11 protein-coding genes and 1 rRNA gene are annotated in these 15,223 nt (G+C 59.5%); 2 read left to right on the top strand and 10 right to left on the bottom strand.

Annotated features, from left to right (window positions below; all coding sequences use genetic code 11):
• The 7 genes from ABH944_RS26020 to coq7 form a co-directional block, all read right to left on the bottom strand.
• Entirely contained in the window at positions 1–1,413 is a 1,413-nt protein-coding gene (locus tag ABH944_RS26020; protein WP_404610323.1) for a UDP-N-acetylmuramoyl-tripeptide--D-alanyl-D-alanine ligase, read from the bottom strand.
• Complete coding sequence (locus ABH944_RS26015; RefSeq protein ID WP_404610324.1) at positions 1,410–2,951, bottom strand: UDP-N-acetylmuramoyl-L-alanyl-D-glutamate--2,6-diaminopimelate ligase; 1,542 nt, start codon at positions 2,949–2,951, stop codon at positions 1,410–1,412. Before ABH944_RS26015 ends, ABH944_RS26020 begins: the two co-directional genes overlap by 4 nt.
• A complete protein-coding gene (locus ABH944_RS26010) occupies positions 2,948–4,816 on the bottom strand; it encodes a peptidoglycan D,D-transpeptidase FtsI family protein (protein ID WP_404610325.1) in 1,869 nt (622 codons plus the stop codon). Before ABH944_RS26010 ends, ABH944_RS26015 begins: the two co-directional genes overlap by 4 nt.
• Entirely contained in the window at positions 4,813–5,157 is a 345-nt protein-coding gene (gene ftsL, locus ABH944_RS26005) for a cell division protein FtsL (RefSeq protein ID WP_062081391.1), read from the bottom strand. The genes ABH944_RS26010 and ftsL overlap by 4 nt, the downstream gene beginning before the upstream one ends.
• Positions 5,154–6,131, bottom strand: a complete 978-nt coding sequence (gene rsmH, locus ABH944_RS26000) for a 16S rRNA (cytosine(1402)-N(4))-methyltransferase RsmH (RefSeq protein WP_404610326.1) — start codon at positions 6,129–6,131, stop codon at positions 5,154–5,156. Before rsmH ends, ftsL begins: the two co-directional genes overlap by 4 nt.
• A gap of 16 nt (positions 6,132–6,147) precedes the next feature.
• Positions 6,148–6,576, bottom strand: a complete 429-nt coding sequence (gene mraZ, locus ABH944_RS25995; RefSeq protein WP_404610327.1) for a division/cell wall cluster transcriptional repressor MraZ — start codon at positions 6,574–6,576, stop codon at positions 6,148–6,150.
• A 398-nt stretch (positions 6,577–6,974) separates the two neighbouring features.
• On the bottom strand, positions 6,975–7,646 hold the full coding sequence (gene coq7, locus ABH944_RS25990) for a 2-polyprenyl-3-methyl-6-methoxy-1,4-benzoquinone monooxygenase (RefSeq protein ID WP_404610328.1): 672 nt from the start codon (positions 7,644–7,646) through the stop codon (positions 6,975–6,977).
• A 316-nt stretch (positions 7,647–7,962) separates the two neighbouring features.
• Between coq7 and ABH944_RS25985 the strand changes: the two genes are divergently transcribed.
• Positions 7,963–9,120 carry a porin gene (locus tag ABH944_RS25985; RefSeq protein ID WP_404610329.1) on the top strand — a complete coding sequence of 386 codons (1,158 nt, stop codon included), beginning with the start codon at positions 7,963–7,965 and terminating at the stop codon, positions 9,118–9,120.
• A 177-nt stretch (positions 9,121–9,297) separates the two neighbouring features.
• Here the strand turns inward: ABH944_RS25985 and ABH944_RS25980 are convergent, their stop codons facing one another.
• Both ABH944_RS25980 and ABH944_RS25975 read right to left on the bottom strand, forming a co-directional pair.
• A complete protein-coding gene (locus tag ABH944_RS25980; RefSeq protein WP_404610330.1) occupies positions 9,298–10,971 on the bottom strand; it encodes a long-chain fatty acid--CoA ligase in 1,674 nt (557 codons plus the stop codon).
• A gap of 155 nt (positions 10,972–11,126) precedes the next feature.
• Positions 11,127–13,208, bottom strand: coding sequence for a molybdopterin-containing oxidoreductase family protein (locus ABH944_RS25975; protein WP_404610331.1), 2,082 nt, complete (start codon positions 13,206–13,208; stop codon positions 11,127–11,129).
• Between the two features lie 170 nt (positions 13,209–13,378).
• Here ABH944_RS25975 and ABH944_RS25970 point away from each other — a divergent pair, with 170 nt between their 5' ends.
• Complete coding sequence (locus tag ABH944_RS25970; protein ID WP_404610332.1) at positions 13,379–14,590, top strand: M20 aminoacylase family protein; 1,212 nt, start codon at positions 13,379–13,381, stop codon at positions 14,588–14,590.
• A 230-nt stretch (positions 14,591–14,820) separates the two neighbouring features.
• Here the strand turns inward: ABH944_RS25970 and rrf are convergent.
• Positions 14,821–14,933: ribosomal RNA gene (gene rrf / locus ABH944_RS25965) — 5S ribosomal RNA — on the bottom strand.
• Positions 14,934–15,223: the final 290 nt, after the last annotated feature.

Raw genomic sequence — 15,223 nt, 5'->3', positions numbered from 1 at the left:
TCAGTGCGCAGCAGGCGTAGCGCCCGCTGCGGGTTGGTGTGGACTCGTCACGGCGTCCACCACGCGCTCCATCTGCATGAAACGCGAGCCTTTCACGAGAAACGTGGCGTCGGGTCCGAAACCGGCGTCGGTGAGTGCTGCAATGAGTGAGGCAATATCGGTGAAATGCTGTGCTGTTGCGCCGAAGGCTTTGGCCGAATCAACGCTCGCGTCGCCGAGTGCGTACAACGCATCGATGCCCCGTTGCGCCGCATACGCTCCCACTTCGCGATGAAACGCCGGGCCCTGGTCGCCGACTTCGCCCATGTCGCCCATGACCAGCACGCGTGGCGACGCTTGCGACGCAAGCACGTCGATAGCCGCACGCATGGAGTCGGGATTCGAGTTGTACGTATCGTCTATAACCGTCGCGCCTTCGAGCGGCGTAAGCACCGCGCGCTTCACTTGCAGGCGACCCTTTACGGGCTTGAATGCTTCGAGCCCGCGTTTGACGGCATCGAGTGAAACGTTCGCGGCAATAGCCGCGGCCGTAGCCGCCAACGCGTTGCGCGCGTTGTGTTCGCCCAGCACCTGCAACGCGACGTCGAGCGAGCCTTGCGGCGTGTTGATCTCAAGCGTCGCACCAACCAGCTTGCCGGTCACCGCTGCTTCCGTTTGCGACGCGTCCGTATGCAACGCGAAATCGAGAATCGGATTGCCCGTCGCGGCAACGCGCCAGATGCTCGCGTATTTGTCGTCGGCGGGGAAAACGGCCGTGCCGTTAGCGGCCAACGCGTGAATCACCGATGCGTGCTCGAGCGCGACCGCTTCCACCGTCGCCATGAATTCCTGATGCTCGCGCTGCGCGTTGTTAACGACAGCAACCGTCGGCGCGGCGATCTTGCCGAGCGTTTCCGTTTCGCCCGGATGATTCATGCCAAGTTCGATGACCGCCAGCTTGTGGGTTTCGTTCAGGCGGAACAAGGTCAGCGGCAAGCCGATGTCATTGTTGAAATTGCCTGCCGTCGCGAGCCGCGCGCTTTCGCCCACGGCCGCCGCGAGGATCGACGCGATCATTTCCTTGACCGTGGTCTTGCCATTGCTGCCGGTGACTGCAATCAGCGGAATCGTGAAGCGCTTGCGCCAGCCGTAGGCCAATGCGCCAAGCGCCGCGCGCGTGTCCTTGACCTTGATCTCAGGCACGGTGAAATCGTCCGGCGTGCGCGTGGCCAACACCGCTGCAACGCCGCGTTGCGCGACTTGCGGCAGGAAATTGTGGGCATCGAAACGATCGCCCTTGATCGCGATGAACAGATCGCCCGGACCCGCAGTGCGGCTATCCGTGGATACCCGGTCGAACGTGACGTTTTCATCGCCTATAACAATCGCGCCCGGAATCTGCAACGCGGCATCGCGCAGTGTGAACAGCGTCATTCTCCACCTCCGCGCGCTTGCGTGGCGCGAGCGGCAAGCGCCAGGCGTGCGTGATCCTGATCGGAGAAGGCGCGCTTTTTTCCCATGATTTCCTGCGTGGCTTCGTGGCCCTTGCCGGCCAGCACGACCACGTCCTCGCGCGCCGCAGTGCGGATCGCCTGGAGGATCGCGCTCGCGCGGTCTTCTATGCGGCGCGCTTTCGACGCGTCCTGAAAGCCCGCTGCAACCTGATCGATGATCGCAAGCGGATCTTCGCCGCGCGGGTTGTCGCTGGTGATCACCACGTGATCGGCGTTCTTCTCCGCGATAGCGCCCATCAGAGGACGCTTGGTCGCATCACGATCGCCACCGCAACCAAACATGCAGATCAACTGACCGCCACGCGCTTCGGCGATCGGCCGCAGCGCTGCCAGCGTTTTCTCGAGTGCATCCGGGGTATGCGCGTAATCGATCACAACCAGCGGCTCATCGTTCTGCAAGCGACCGCCAAGGCGTTGCATCCGCCCATTCACCGGTTCAAGCTTTGCAATCTGCGCAAGCGCAGCGTCAAGCGGAATCTGCGCCGCCAGCAACGCGCCCAGCACGCCGAGCAGGTTGCTCACGTTGAACTCGCCGAGCGTCGCGACTTCCACGTCGGCATCGCCCCAGTCGGAACTCAGGTGGAACGCGGTGCCCGTCGCCGTTGCGCGCACGCGGCTGGCAAGCAGCAACGCGTCGGCTTTCACTTCGGCGCCAGCGGCGTTTTCGATTCCATACGCAATCGTTCGCGTCCTGCCGTGACACGATGCAATCAACCGCCGGCCAGCCGGATCGTCGCGATTGATGACAGCGGCTTTCAAAGCCGGCCACGCGAACAGTTTCGCCTTCGCCGCTTCGTACGCGGCGAACGTGCCGTGGTAGTCCAGATGATCCTGCGTGAGATTCGTGAAGATGGCGACATCGAATTTCGTGCCATTCACGCGCCCCTGATGCAGCGCATGCGACGACACTTCCATGGCCACGGCCTTCGCGCCCTCGGTCTTGAATTGGGCAAACGTGCGTTGCAGCTGCGGCGCATCGGGCGTCGTAAAGCCTGAATGCACGAGCTTGCCCGGCATGCCGCTGCCGAGCGTACCGACAACTGCGCACGGCGTACCCAGCGCCGAGAGCGCCGTTGCCAGCCAATGGCTGCACGACGTCTTGCCGTTCGTTCCGGTCACGCCCACGACCAGCATGGATTCTGTGGGCTCGCCATACCACGCCGACGCAATCGGGCCGGCCAGTTCATTGAGCGCCTTGACCGCAAGCGTATGAGACGCGTCGGGCTTGCCCGCAAAGTTTTCCGGCTGATACAGCACGGCGGCAGCACCCTTTTCGAGCGCGGCATCGATAAAAGGGCGACTGTCGGCGCCATCCACGGCGTACGCAAAAAACACGTCACCCAATGTCAGCGAACGCGAATCGGCGTGCAATTGCGCGCTGGCGTCCGCGTGCGTACGCAGCCACGCGACCGCTTTCGCGATCTGCGCCTGCTGCTTGACCAAGTCCAGACCGCTCATCGAACGACTCCCGGGTGATTCTTCGGATTCGTCGATACCTTCAGCTTCTTCGGATTCGTGTTCGCGTTCGTATTCGTCGCGTTCGGCTTCTTGATGTCGGTGGCGGGCGTGCCGGAAGCGGGGTCGTCGGACACCACCATCTGCTTCACTGCCATGTCGGGCGGCACGTTCAACGAACGCAGCGTGTCACCGGCGATGGCCGAGAACACCGGACCTGACACCTGGCCGCCAAAGTGGCTGCCGGCCGTCGGTTCATCGACAGACACCGCCACAACGATGCGCGGATCCGGCATGGGCCCCATGCCGACAAACGATGCGCGATACCGCGATTTATCGTAGCCACGCCCTGCGTGCTTGTACGCCGTACCGGACTTTCCGCCCACGCGATACCCCGGCACCGCCGCATCGGGCGACGTGCCGCCCGGCGCCGTCACGGTCTCCAGCATGGCGCGCACTTCACGCGCGGTGGTCGGCGAAAACACTTGCGGGCCCGTCACGGGAGCATCGCCCGGCGTCCGGAAAATGGAGACCGGCAATACCTGCCCGTCATGCGCGATCGCCGTGTAGGCACGTGCCAACTGGAACAGCGACGCGGACAGGCCATAGCCATACGACATGGTCGCCTGTTCGATCCGGCGCCAGCTTTTCCACGGCCGCAAACGGCCCGACACTGCGCCCGGGAAACCCACCTTCGGCGCCTGGCCGAGCCCGATGCTCGTATACATGTTCCACATCTCTTCGGGCTTCAACTGCATCGCGATCTTGGTCGCGCCAATGTTGCTCGACTTCTGGATCACGCCACCCACGGTCAGCACGCCGAACGCCGAGTCGTCGGTGATGCGCGCGCCGTCGAGCACGAACGAACCGCCGCCCGTATCCACCAGCGTATTCGGCGTGACGCGATGCAGATCGAGCGCCAGCGAAATGGTGAACGGCTTCATGATCGAGCCCGGTTCGAACGTGTCCGTCATGATCCGGTTGCGCAGCTGCTCGCCGGTCATCAGCGAGCGGTCATTCGGGTTGTAGGTCGGATAGTTGACCAGCGCGAGCACTTCACCGGTCCTCACGTCGATCACGATCGCCGCGCCCGCCTTCGCCTTGAACTTCTCCACGGCAGCTTTCAGGTTCGTATACGCGATGTACTGGATCTTGCTGTCGATCGACAACTCCACATCCTCGCCGTTATGCGGCACGACTTGCTCGTCCACGTCTTCGACGATGTGTCCCATCCGGTCCTTGATCACGCGACGCATACCCGGCGTACCGGCAAGAATGCCCTGATCGCCGAGCTCAACGCCTTCCTGACCCTTGTCTTCAATATTAGTAAAGCCGATCAGATGCGCGGTGATCTCGCCTTCCGGATAAAAGCGCTTGTATTCACCCCGCGAATAAATGCCCGGGATGTCGAGGGCCGCGACTTTCTGCGCGACCTCGATCGGCACCTGGCGCTTCACGTAGACAAAGGTCTTGTCCATGGAAAGTTTCGCGCGCAATTCCTTCGGCGACATATCCAGCAGCGTAGCGAGCTGGCCGAGCTTGTCGGCGCCGAGATCGTCGGGAACTGCTTCGGGAATGGCCCAGATCGCCTTCACCGGCAGGCTGGTTGCGAGCACGAGGCCGTTGCGGTCCTTGATCTGGCCGCGTGTGGCGGGCATTTCGAGCGTGCGCTGATAGCGGCTTTCGCCCTGCTTCTTGAAGAACGCGTTACCCGGACCCTGGATCCAGAACGCGCGCCCCGCGAGCGCGACGAACGCCATGAACAGCATGAACACGACGAGCTTCGAGCGCCACATGGGGAGGCGCACCGAGAGAATGGGGTTGGGCGTGAAGGCGACGCCCTTGTTTTTCTTTGGCGACGGTTTCATCGTTTCACCCCGCGTGCGGGAGGAGCCGACGCCGGAACGGGCGCAGGCAACGGCGCGTCCGTGGCCTTCGACGTCGCCGGGTCATAGTTCAGGTATTGCGTGCGGCCCGTGGTGACGGGCTGCATCTTCAGGGACGTAGTGGCCAACTGCTCGATACGCGAAGTTTTCGACAACGCGCTCTGCTGATATTGAAGCTGCGAAAAATCCTGCTGCAACTGACGCTCTTCCGACTGCGCCCGCTGCACATCGATAAAAATCTGCCGTTGCTTGTTCGAGGCGCTCACCGCCGACAACGCGCAGCCGAGCACGACGATCAAGAGGAAGATGTTGAGACGGTTCATAGCGCCGTCTGCCCGGTGGTCTGCGCAGTAACCCGCTCGGCAATCCGCATTACGGCGGAACGCGCGCGAGGGTTCGCCGCGACTTCAGCGTCAGACGCAAACACACGGCCGATCAGCTTGAGTGGCGGACTGGGCAGGTCGACGGCACGAATCGGCAGGCGGCGGTCGATCGCAGGCCCGCTTGCGTGGGCCTGCATGAAACGTTTGACGATCCGGTCCTCGAGCGAATGAAAGCTGATCACGACCAGCCGCCCCCCTTGCTCCAACAACGCCAATGCTGCGTCCAGAACTACTTGCAACTCCGCAAGCTCTTGATTGATGTGAATCCGTATAGCCTGAAAGGTGCGAGTTGCCGGGTCCTTGCCCTTCTCACGGGTTTTGACGACGTGACCCACGATTTGGGCAAGCTCGCCCGTGCTGACGAGAGGCCCAAGACGGTCGGACTCTGCCCGGCGAGCAACAAGCGCCTTTGCAATCTGAAAAGCAAACCGTTCTTCCCCATAATCTTTGATCACCTCCGTCAGTTCCTGCACCGTTGCCCGCGCCAACCACTCCGCAGCAGATTCGCCACGGCTCGGGTCCATCCGCATGTCGAGCGGGCCGTCAGCCCTGAAGCTGAAGCCGCGATCCGGATCGTCCACTTGCGGCGACGACACCCCCAGATCCAGCAACACGCCCGACACCTTCCCTACTCCTCGCTCGGCAGCGGCATCAGCTAACGAGGCGAAACTCTCATGCACTATGGAAAATCTTGAATCCTGAATCTGTGCGGCCGTGGCAATGGCCAGCGGATCTTTGTCGAAGGCAATCAGGCGACCCGCTTCGCCCAGCTTCGTCAGGATCAGCCGGCTGTGACCGCCGCGCCCGAACGTCCCATCTATATAGGTACCGTCCACGCGCGTAACCAGCGCATCTACCGCCTCATCCAGCAGCACCGTGCGATGCTGCAATTCGTTTTTCATCGCAGGGGCCATGTTCTTTAGCGCCGCGTCAAAACGTAAAATTCTTCAGCGCGTCGGGCATACCTTGCGCCATTGCCGCTTTTTCCTTCTCGGTGTAAGTCACCGCATCCCACACTTCCAGGTAATTACCCATTCCGAGCAGCGTCACTTCTTTAGTCAGCGATGCCGCCGCGCGCAACTCCGGCGATACCAATACCCGTCCAGCGCTATCGAGCTCGACGTCCATGGCGTTGCCGAGATAGATCCGGCGAATCCAGATTGCGTCCATAGGGAGTGCAGCGATTTTCGAGCGGAAGATTTCCCACTCAGGGCGAGGAAAGAGCAACAGGCATCCATCCGGGCTCTTGGTGAGCGTAACCCGGCCTTCTGCCTGTCCTTGCAGCGCTTCCCGATAGCGAGACGGGACAGACATCCGTCCTTTCGCATCGAGCGATAGCGCCGAAGCCCCTTGGAACACTCGCCCTCTCCTCTTCACGCCACGGCGGCGCGTCACGACTTTGTTGGAATATGCCTGAAAGTGCTCGCTGAATCACACAAAAATACACTTTCTCACACCATTTCCCACTGTAGAGGAAGGCATTTCGCCGGTCAATACGATCTGGCATTTTTTGACTAAATTTGTTTGTTAGAACAATGACTTAGCGCTGACCGCTAAAGTAGGTCGAAATTTCGAAAAGCGTTATGAATGAATGACGTAGTGGCGAATGTGAAGGTAGTACGTGAAATGACGGACAAAGACTAGGGGATAGTTTCGTTCTGTGAAGGCCCACGGAGGAATTGCGGGTCAGATTGAACACAGCAAGCGGGCGAGGAGCGGCAGCGCATCCCGCCGGATTCGGCGAGATGCGTGATTGATTAAATATAGTACGCGGTGCGGGTCATGACCTTCGATGTCGCGCGCATCAGCGCCCGCACCGGAAACGGCAATTCGATGCCGCCCGCGTTGATGGCGGCAACGGCATGCGCGGCTTCATCGGCGCGCATTTGCTCGACGATCGCGCGCGATGCGTGGTCGTTCGCGGGCAGACTCGTCATGTGGCTGTTCAGGTGCTTCTCTACCTGACGTTCTGTTTCTGCCATGAACCCGAGACTGACGCGGTCGCCGAATCTTCCCGCAATAAACCCCAATGCCAGTGACCCGGTGTACCACAGCGGGTTGAGCAGACTGGGCCGCGAGTCGAGATCGCGCAATCGCTGCATGGTCCACGCCAGATGGTCTTCCTCCTCGCGCGCCGCATCTTCGAAGCCGCGCTTCAAGGTGGTCGACTTGGTCGCAAGTTTTTGCGCCTGATACAGCGCCTGCGCGCACACCTCGCCAACGTGATTCACACGCATCAACGCCGCCGAATGCGCCTTCTCTTCCGCGCTCAGCGTTGTATCCGTTGCAACGGCATCAGCGTCGGCGTGAGACTCGGCACTGTCCACATGAAGCGGAGGCGCCTCCGGTATGGGGCGTGACATCCGCGATACGCCGGTCATCGACCGCAGTCCACGATCGAACTCAGAGATCAGTTCATCGAGTGTCATTTCATAACTCCTGTTTCGATCTCCTGAGCGATATTGCACCGGACGGAAACCGATAGGCTAACCAACAAATTACGCACTCTTCAAAACGTGTAATTAGGGCAAATACGGGTCGCAAATATGCCGAAAACACCGATTTTACCGCATGTTGCGTAAACGTCACACGGGGCAAAGAGAGAGGCTGCTTTTCCTTTGTCGCCAAAAATCTCTTTGTTACATTACGTTCAACTTCAATTTTGGAGTACCGGCGGGGACGTCAACACACTGGCGCTAAGAACAGTGACCTTGCCAAACAGTTTCAACACTTTGGAGATCATCAATGAAAAAGTCGCTTCTCGCTCTCGCTGCGTTGGGTACATTCGCAGGTGCCGCGCATGCTCAGAGCAGTGTGACGCTGTACGGTATTGTCGATGCAGGTTTCGCTTACAACAATAACTCGGGCGGCCATAAGCTGTACGAAACGAGCGCCGGCAATCTGCAAGGCGATCGTTGGGGCCTGCGTGGCACGGAAGATCTGGGCGGCGGCCTGAAGGCGCTGTTCGTGTTGGAAAACGGCTTTAACGTGTATTCGGGCAAGCTGGGTCAAGGCGGTGACGAATTCGGCCGTCAAGCCTACGTTGGCCTGTCGAGCCAGTACGGTACGGTCACCCTCGGTCGTCAATACGACTCCGTGGTGGACTACACGGGCGCGTTCGAAGTCGGTAGCCAGTGGGCGTCGTTCTACGCTGCGCACCCGGGCGACCTGGACAACATGAACAACTCGAATCGAGTGAACAACTCGATCAAGTACGCAAGCAACAACTACAGCGGCTTTACGTTCGGTGGCTTGTACAGCCTGGGCGGCGTGGCAGGTCAATTCAACCGCAACCAGATTTTCTCGGCTGGTGTTGGCTATGCGCAAGGTCCGTTGCAGTTGGGCGCAGGCTACTTCAACGTCAAGAACCCGAACTTCTCGTTCTTCGGCAACACCTCGACCGCCTCGACGACGGGTTCGAACATGACCGGTTCGACGGTGTACTCGGGCTATGCATCGGCCAAGACGCAACAAGTGATCTCCGCTGCCGGTGCTTACACGTTCGGTGCGGCAACTGTCGGCGCAACGTACAGCAACACGCAGTTCAAGGATCTCGGACAAACCGGTCTTACTGGCGCAACGGGCCAGACCACAGCCGGCAGCGCCAAGTTCCACAACGCCGAACTGAACTTCAAGTATCAGCTGACGCCGGCTCTGTTGCTGGGCGCTGCATACGACTACACGAAGGGCTACGGCGTGAACGACGCGAAGTACCACCAAGGCGTACTTGGCGCGGACTACTTCCTGTCCAAGCGTACGGACTTCTACATCGATGCGATCTATCAACACGCATCGGGTACGGATTCGACCGGCCATACGGCTGTTGCAAACATCAACGGCCTGTCGGCGTCGTCGACGTCGAACCAGGTTGCGGCTGTTGTCGGCATCCGTCACAAGTTCTAATAAGTCGTAATAAAAACAGTTGTCTTGAAAGGCGCCTCCGGGCGCCTTTTTTTCGTGTCTATTCCGTGATTCCAGACTGAATCGAGCCGGTTTGGGTACATGCGACGAAAAAAAGCCCCCACATCTTGCGGTGCGGAGGCCTGCTTGCTATTTTTCCCTTTGGCAGTTGAGCCGCGCTCAGGTGTTGCCGTCGCGCAACTCTCTACGCAGTATCTTGCCGACATTACTCTTCGGCAGTTCCGTCCGGAACTCGATCACGCGTGGCCGTTTGTAGCCCGTCAAGCGCTCCTTACAGAAGGCCATTACATCGGCTTCCGTCAAATGCGGATCACGGCGCACGACGAACAGTTTGACGGCTTCGCCCGAGGTCGCGTCCTTCATACCGACGGCTGCCACTTCGAAGACACCAGGAAGCTTCGCCACCACGTCCTCGATCTCATTCGGGTACACGTTGAAGCCCGACACCAGGATCATGTCCTTCTTGCGGTCGACTATCTTCACGTAACCACGTTCGTCCATGATGCCGACGTCACCCGACTTGAAAAAGCCGTCCGTGGTCATCACTTTCGCCGTCTCGTCGGGGCGGTTCCAGTAACCTGCCATCACCTGCGGGCCGCGAATGCAGATCTCACCGGGCTGGCCAAGCGGCATGTCGTTGTTGTCGTCGTCGCGGATGGCGAGTTCGGTGGAGGGAAACGGCAAGCCAATCGTTCCGGTGTATTCGGTAGCAGTCACCGGATTGCAGGTCACGCACGGCGATGTTTCGGATAACCCATAACCTTCGATGATCGGTGAACCCGTGGTCTCGAACCACCGCTTCGCCACGGCTTCTTGCACAGCCATGCCACCGCCATTTGCCGCGATCAGCTTGGAGAAATCGAGCTTGGCGAATTCCGGATTGTTCAGCAGCGCGTTGTAGAGGGTGTTCACAGCCGGAAACGTGTTGATCTGGAAGCCTTTGAGCTCCTTGATCGTTCCCGGGATATCGCGTGGATTCGGAATCAGGATGCCCATGCCGCCCGTACGCAGGGTCAGGAAGCCGCAAACGGTCAGCGCAAAGATGTGATAAAGCGGCAGCGCCACGACGGTAACGAATTGATCGATGTCCGGCCGGTTCTTGCGTCCTGGATTGAGCCAGACTTCTGACTGCAGGACATTCGCGATCAGGTTTCGATGCAGCAGCATCGCGCCCTTCGCTACGCCTGTCGTACCGCCGGTGTACTGGAGAAAAGCGATGTCGTCGGGACCCTGCTTGACGGGTTTGAGCGTTTCGCGCGCACCTTGTCGCAACGCCGCGTTAAAACTCACGTGGTCAGGGAGATTCCACGCCGGCACCAGTTTCTTCACGTTCCGTACGACGAAGTTGACGATCAAGCCCTTCGCGCCCATCAGGTCGCCCATGGACGCAACCACCACGTGCTTGATCACGGTGTTTTTCACAACGGCTTGCACGGTGTGCGCGAAGTTCTCGAGCACCACGATTGCCTCGGCTCCGGAATCCCTTAACTGATGTTCGAGTTCACGCGGGGTGTAGAGCGGATTCACGTTCACGACGACATAACCTGCGCGCAGAATGGCAGCGATCGCGACCGGATACTGCAACACGTTCGGCATCATGATCGCGACGCGCGCACCGGTCTTCAGACCACGCGACTGGAACCACGCGGCTAGCCGGCTGGACAGCGTGTCGAGTTCCCCGTAGGTAATTCCCTTGCCCATGCAAACAAACGCACGTTTGCTGCGATGTTCGCGAAAACTCTCTGCCAGCAGGTCAGAAAGCGAATTGAACTGAGTCGCATCGATTTCGTGAGGCACGCCTGCCGGATAGGACGTCAGCCAGATTTTTTCCATACGGCGTCTCCTTTGTATGATTTTAGAATGATCGTGCGAAAATGCTTAGTAGCGCATCGTAGCCGCTCGATTGCATTCCCACAACCGGGTTAGACGCCAGCTTCCAATCCGAGCGGCCCGTGCTTCCCCTTACGCCTGCTGGCTTCCCGCTCAATTCAGTACGCTGCTTCGACCTCCACGAGACAGTCATAAAATGTCGCAGACCCGCCCAGATCGGTCAGCGCCTGACTCGTCACCTGGTTGGCGTTGCAACCATCCGGCGCGAGTTTCTTCCACCATACCGATAATCCCACCACCACGCCCTCACGCGCACGATCGGTGACGCGCACACGCGCCTGCATCGAACCGCGATCGTTGAATACGCGCACCAGCTCGCCTTCGGTGATCTGACGGGCATGGGCATCGGCGGGATGCATGTCGAGATGAGGCTCACCTTCCGTCGATCTCAGGCTTTCCACGTTGACGAAGCTGCTGTTAAGGAAGTTCCGCGCGGGCGGCGAGATCATTGCAAGCGGATAGCGTGCCGCGAGCGCCGGCGCATACTCGGCTGATTCGTACGGCGGCAGGTAATCCGGGACGGGCTCAAGGCCGGCACGTTGCAAACGCTCACTGAAAAATTCGCATTTCCCCGATGGCGTGCGGAAACCGCCCTCGGCGAACGGCGCTTCCGCCAGCTTGAGCTGCGCCCAGCCCTTTGTTTTCAGCGTGTCCCAGCTCACGCCGGCGAGCGCGGGATCGTCCCAGCGGAAAGCCTTCGACGCCAGCTCTTCATCACTTTCGAACAGGGCCGGATGCGTCAGCCCCATGGCCTTGGCCAGGCCGCGGAAAATTTCCGTGTTTGCCCGCGACTCACCCACCGGAGCGATCGCCGGCAAGTTCGCCATCACGTGCGTATGGCCGTACGACTTGTGAGCATCGAGATGCTCGAGTTGCGTAGTCGCCGGCAGGATGAGGTCAGCGTAATCGGCGGTATCGGTCTGAAAATGTTCGAGCACGATGGTGAACAGATCCTCACGCGCAAAGCCCGCCGCGACCTTCGCTGAATCCGGTGCGACCGCAACCGGGTTCGAGTTGTAGACGATCAGCGCTTCGACTTTCGGGCCAAAGCTGGCATCACCCGGATGCAGCAACGCGTCGCCAATAGCGTTCATGTTCACAATGCGCGGCAGCGTCGACGGCCATCCTGGCAACAGATCCGGCCGTTCGAGCGCGTTGACATCCACCGGTGCCCAATTCGACGACGACAGCAGCAAGCCCCCCGACCGCTTGCGCCATGCGCCTGTGAGCGAAGGCAGACAGGCGATCGCGCGAACCGCATTGCCGCCGCCGCGCACACGCTGCATGCCGTAGTTGAGGCGTATCGATGCTTTTTTTGTCGATCCGAACGCCCGCGCGAGATCGATCACGACCTGCGCTTCGATCCCGCAGATGTTCGCGACCCGTGCCGGCGGATAGGCTTCCGCGCGGGCCTTGAGTTGATCGAAGCCCAGCGTATAGGCTTCGATGTAATCCTGATCGATCAGCCCTTCGCCTATCAGGACGTTCATCATGCCGAGCGCCAGCGCGCCGTCCGTGCCCGGTTTCAAAGCGATGTGCTGGTGGCATTTTTCCGCTGTCAGCGAGCGGTACGGATCGATGGCGATCAGCTTCGCGCCCCTGCGCTTGGCTTCCTGCGCACGAGTCCAGAAGTGCAAGTTCGACGCAATCGAATTCGATCCCCAGATCAGGATCAGTTCGCTTTCCTCGAAATACTCCGTATGCATGCCAAGGCTTCCGCCATAGGTATAGCGCAGACCCGCGGCGCCGGCGGCCGCGCAGATGGTACGGTCCAGGCGCGACGCGCCGAGCACATTGAAGAAGCGCGCGGCAATACTTTCGCCCTGCACGAGGCCCATCGTGCCTGCGTAGCTGTAAGGCAAGATGGCTTCGGGCGCGCGAGCCGCGATTTCATTCAGCCGCTCTGCGGCGAATGTCAGCGCTTCGTCCCAGCTTATGGCCTCGAAACGGCCGTCCCCCTTCGCACCGACCCGACGCATCGGCGTGAGCAATCGATCCCGATGGTGAGTTCGCTCCGCATAACGAGACACCTTTGTGCAAAGGACCCCTTGCGTAGGCGGGTGGTCGGGGTCGCCGGTCACCTTGATCGCGCGGCCGTCCTTCACGGTGACGCGCATCGCACAGGTGTCGGGACAATCGTGCGGACAGACAGCGCGAGCGAATTCAGCGGGAGCGTTCATGCGGGTATCCGGTAGGAATGTGCAAAAAGCGGACAGATAAGACGATTTTATTACGGTTGGCCCGACCTCACCGTCTCACGCTTCGATAAATAATCGGGGGCGTAGAATGGTGCGATAGACGCGAACGAAGGCACGCGCAACGTTAATTTTTTCAGACAGGGGACAGTTTCATGAATCTGATTCCAGAAATCGAAGCGTCGCACGAGGAAATCAAAGCGCTACGACGAACGATCCACGCGCATCCCGAGTTGCGTTATGAAGAAGTCGGCACGGCAAAGCTGGTCGCCGAAAACCTCGAGCGATGGGGCCTGGAAGTACATCGCGGCATGGGAAAAACCGGCGTCGTCGGTGTGCTAAGACGCGGTTCCGGTAAGCGATGTATTGGTCTGCGCGCCGACATGGATGCATTGCCGATCGCCGAAATCAACACGTTCGAGCATCGGTCGCAACACGAAGGCCGCATGCATGCGTGCGGACATGATGGCCATACCGCCATGTTGCTGGGCGCTGCGAAACATCTGGCGGAGCACGGCAGGTTCGACGGCATCATTGTGTTTATCTTTCAGCCGGCCGAAGAGGGTGGAGCGGGCGCCAAGGCGATGATCGAGGACGGGCTGTTCGAACAATTTCCCGTCGATGCCGTATTCGGTATTCACAATTGGCCGGGAATGCCCGCAGGCCACTTCGGGGTCACGCCGGGCCCGATCATGGCATCGAGCAATGAATTTCGCATCAATATCAAAGGCGTTGGCTCGCACGCCGCGCTACCGCACAGCGGACACGATCCGGTTTTCACGGCAGTTCAGATTGCCAATGGACTGCAAGGGATCATCACGCGTAACAAGAAACCTATCGACACTGCCGTCCTGTCTATCACGCAGATTCATGCCGGGGATACGTCAAATGTTGTCCCCGATGAAGCCTGGCTCGGTGGCACGGTGCGAACGTTTACCGTCGAGACGCTCGACTTGATTGAGCACCGGATGCGGGAGATTGCGAAGGCGACCGCGGCGGCGTACGAGTGCGAAGTTTCCATCGACTTTCATCGTAACTATCCTCCCACGGTCAACGATGCTGAGCAGACGCGGTTCGCGGCTTCTGTGATGGCTAAAGTCGTTGGAGAGGAGAACGTCAATGCTTCCGTCGAACCGACGATGGGCGCCGAGGATTTCGCCTTCATGCTGCTTGCGAAGCCGGGTTGCTATGCGTTTTTGGGGAATGGAGAAGGGTCGCATCGAGACACTGGGCACGGCTTGGGGCCATGCACGCTGCACAACGCAAGCTACGATTTCAACGACGCATTGTTATCCGTTGGATCAACATATTGGGTGCAACTCGCGGAGACGTTTTTGGCTGCTGGAGAGAATCAAGCGATGCGCTGAATGAGTTCATCGCGTTTAACGTCCATGCGCCCACTTTGCTGAAGTGGGCGCATTTTTTTGCGCTGGCGGGTTTTGCTTTAGGCGTTGAATCGCCAGTTTCGAGCAAGCGATTAGAGCGAGAAGAACTTCACGGAAGGTGGATCCTGAAACGCGGACCCTGAAACGCAAAAACCCCACCTTTATGGGGTGGGGTTTTTGTCTAGCTGCGCAGTCGCTGCAGCGAATGGGGAGCCTGACGATTACCTACTTTCACACGGGTATCCGCACTATCATTGGCGTGGAGTCGTTTCACGGTCCTGTTCGGGATGGGAAGGGGTGGTACCAACTCGCTATGGTCATCAGGCATAAGGGGGTGTTGTGGTGGGGTTTGAGGCCATCACAACCAATCTGGGGAAGAAGTAGTCGAGCTCACTCGTGTTGGACTTTCATCCTGAGCGCCTCGGTGTTACTGGTGTTGCTTTGGGTTGTGTTTGTTGGCACAACACTGATCTCAACCTTGGCGTGTATGAGCATGTCGCTCGCCCCCTTCGGGGGTGGTGTCCAAGTAAAGCGCTCAAGCGCAAACTTTGACCGACATAAAACACACTGGTTATAGGATCAAGCCTTACGGGCAATTAGTATCAGTTAGCTTAA

This window comes from Caballeronia udeis, from assembly GCF_044909315.1.
Classification (GTDB): Bacteria; Pseudomonadota; Gammaproteobacteria; order Burkholderiales; family Burkholderiaceae; genus Caballeronia; species Caballeronia udeis_A.
Note: the sequence above shows the minus strand (reverse complement) of the source record. Positions and strands in the feature narration are given on the sequence as shown.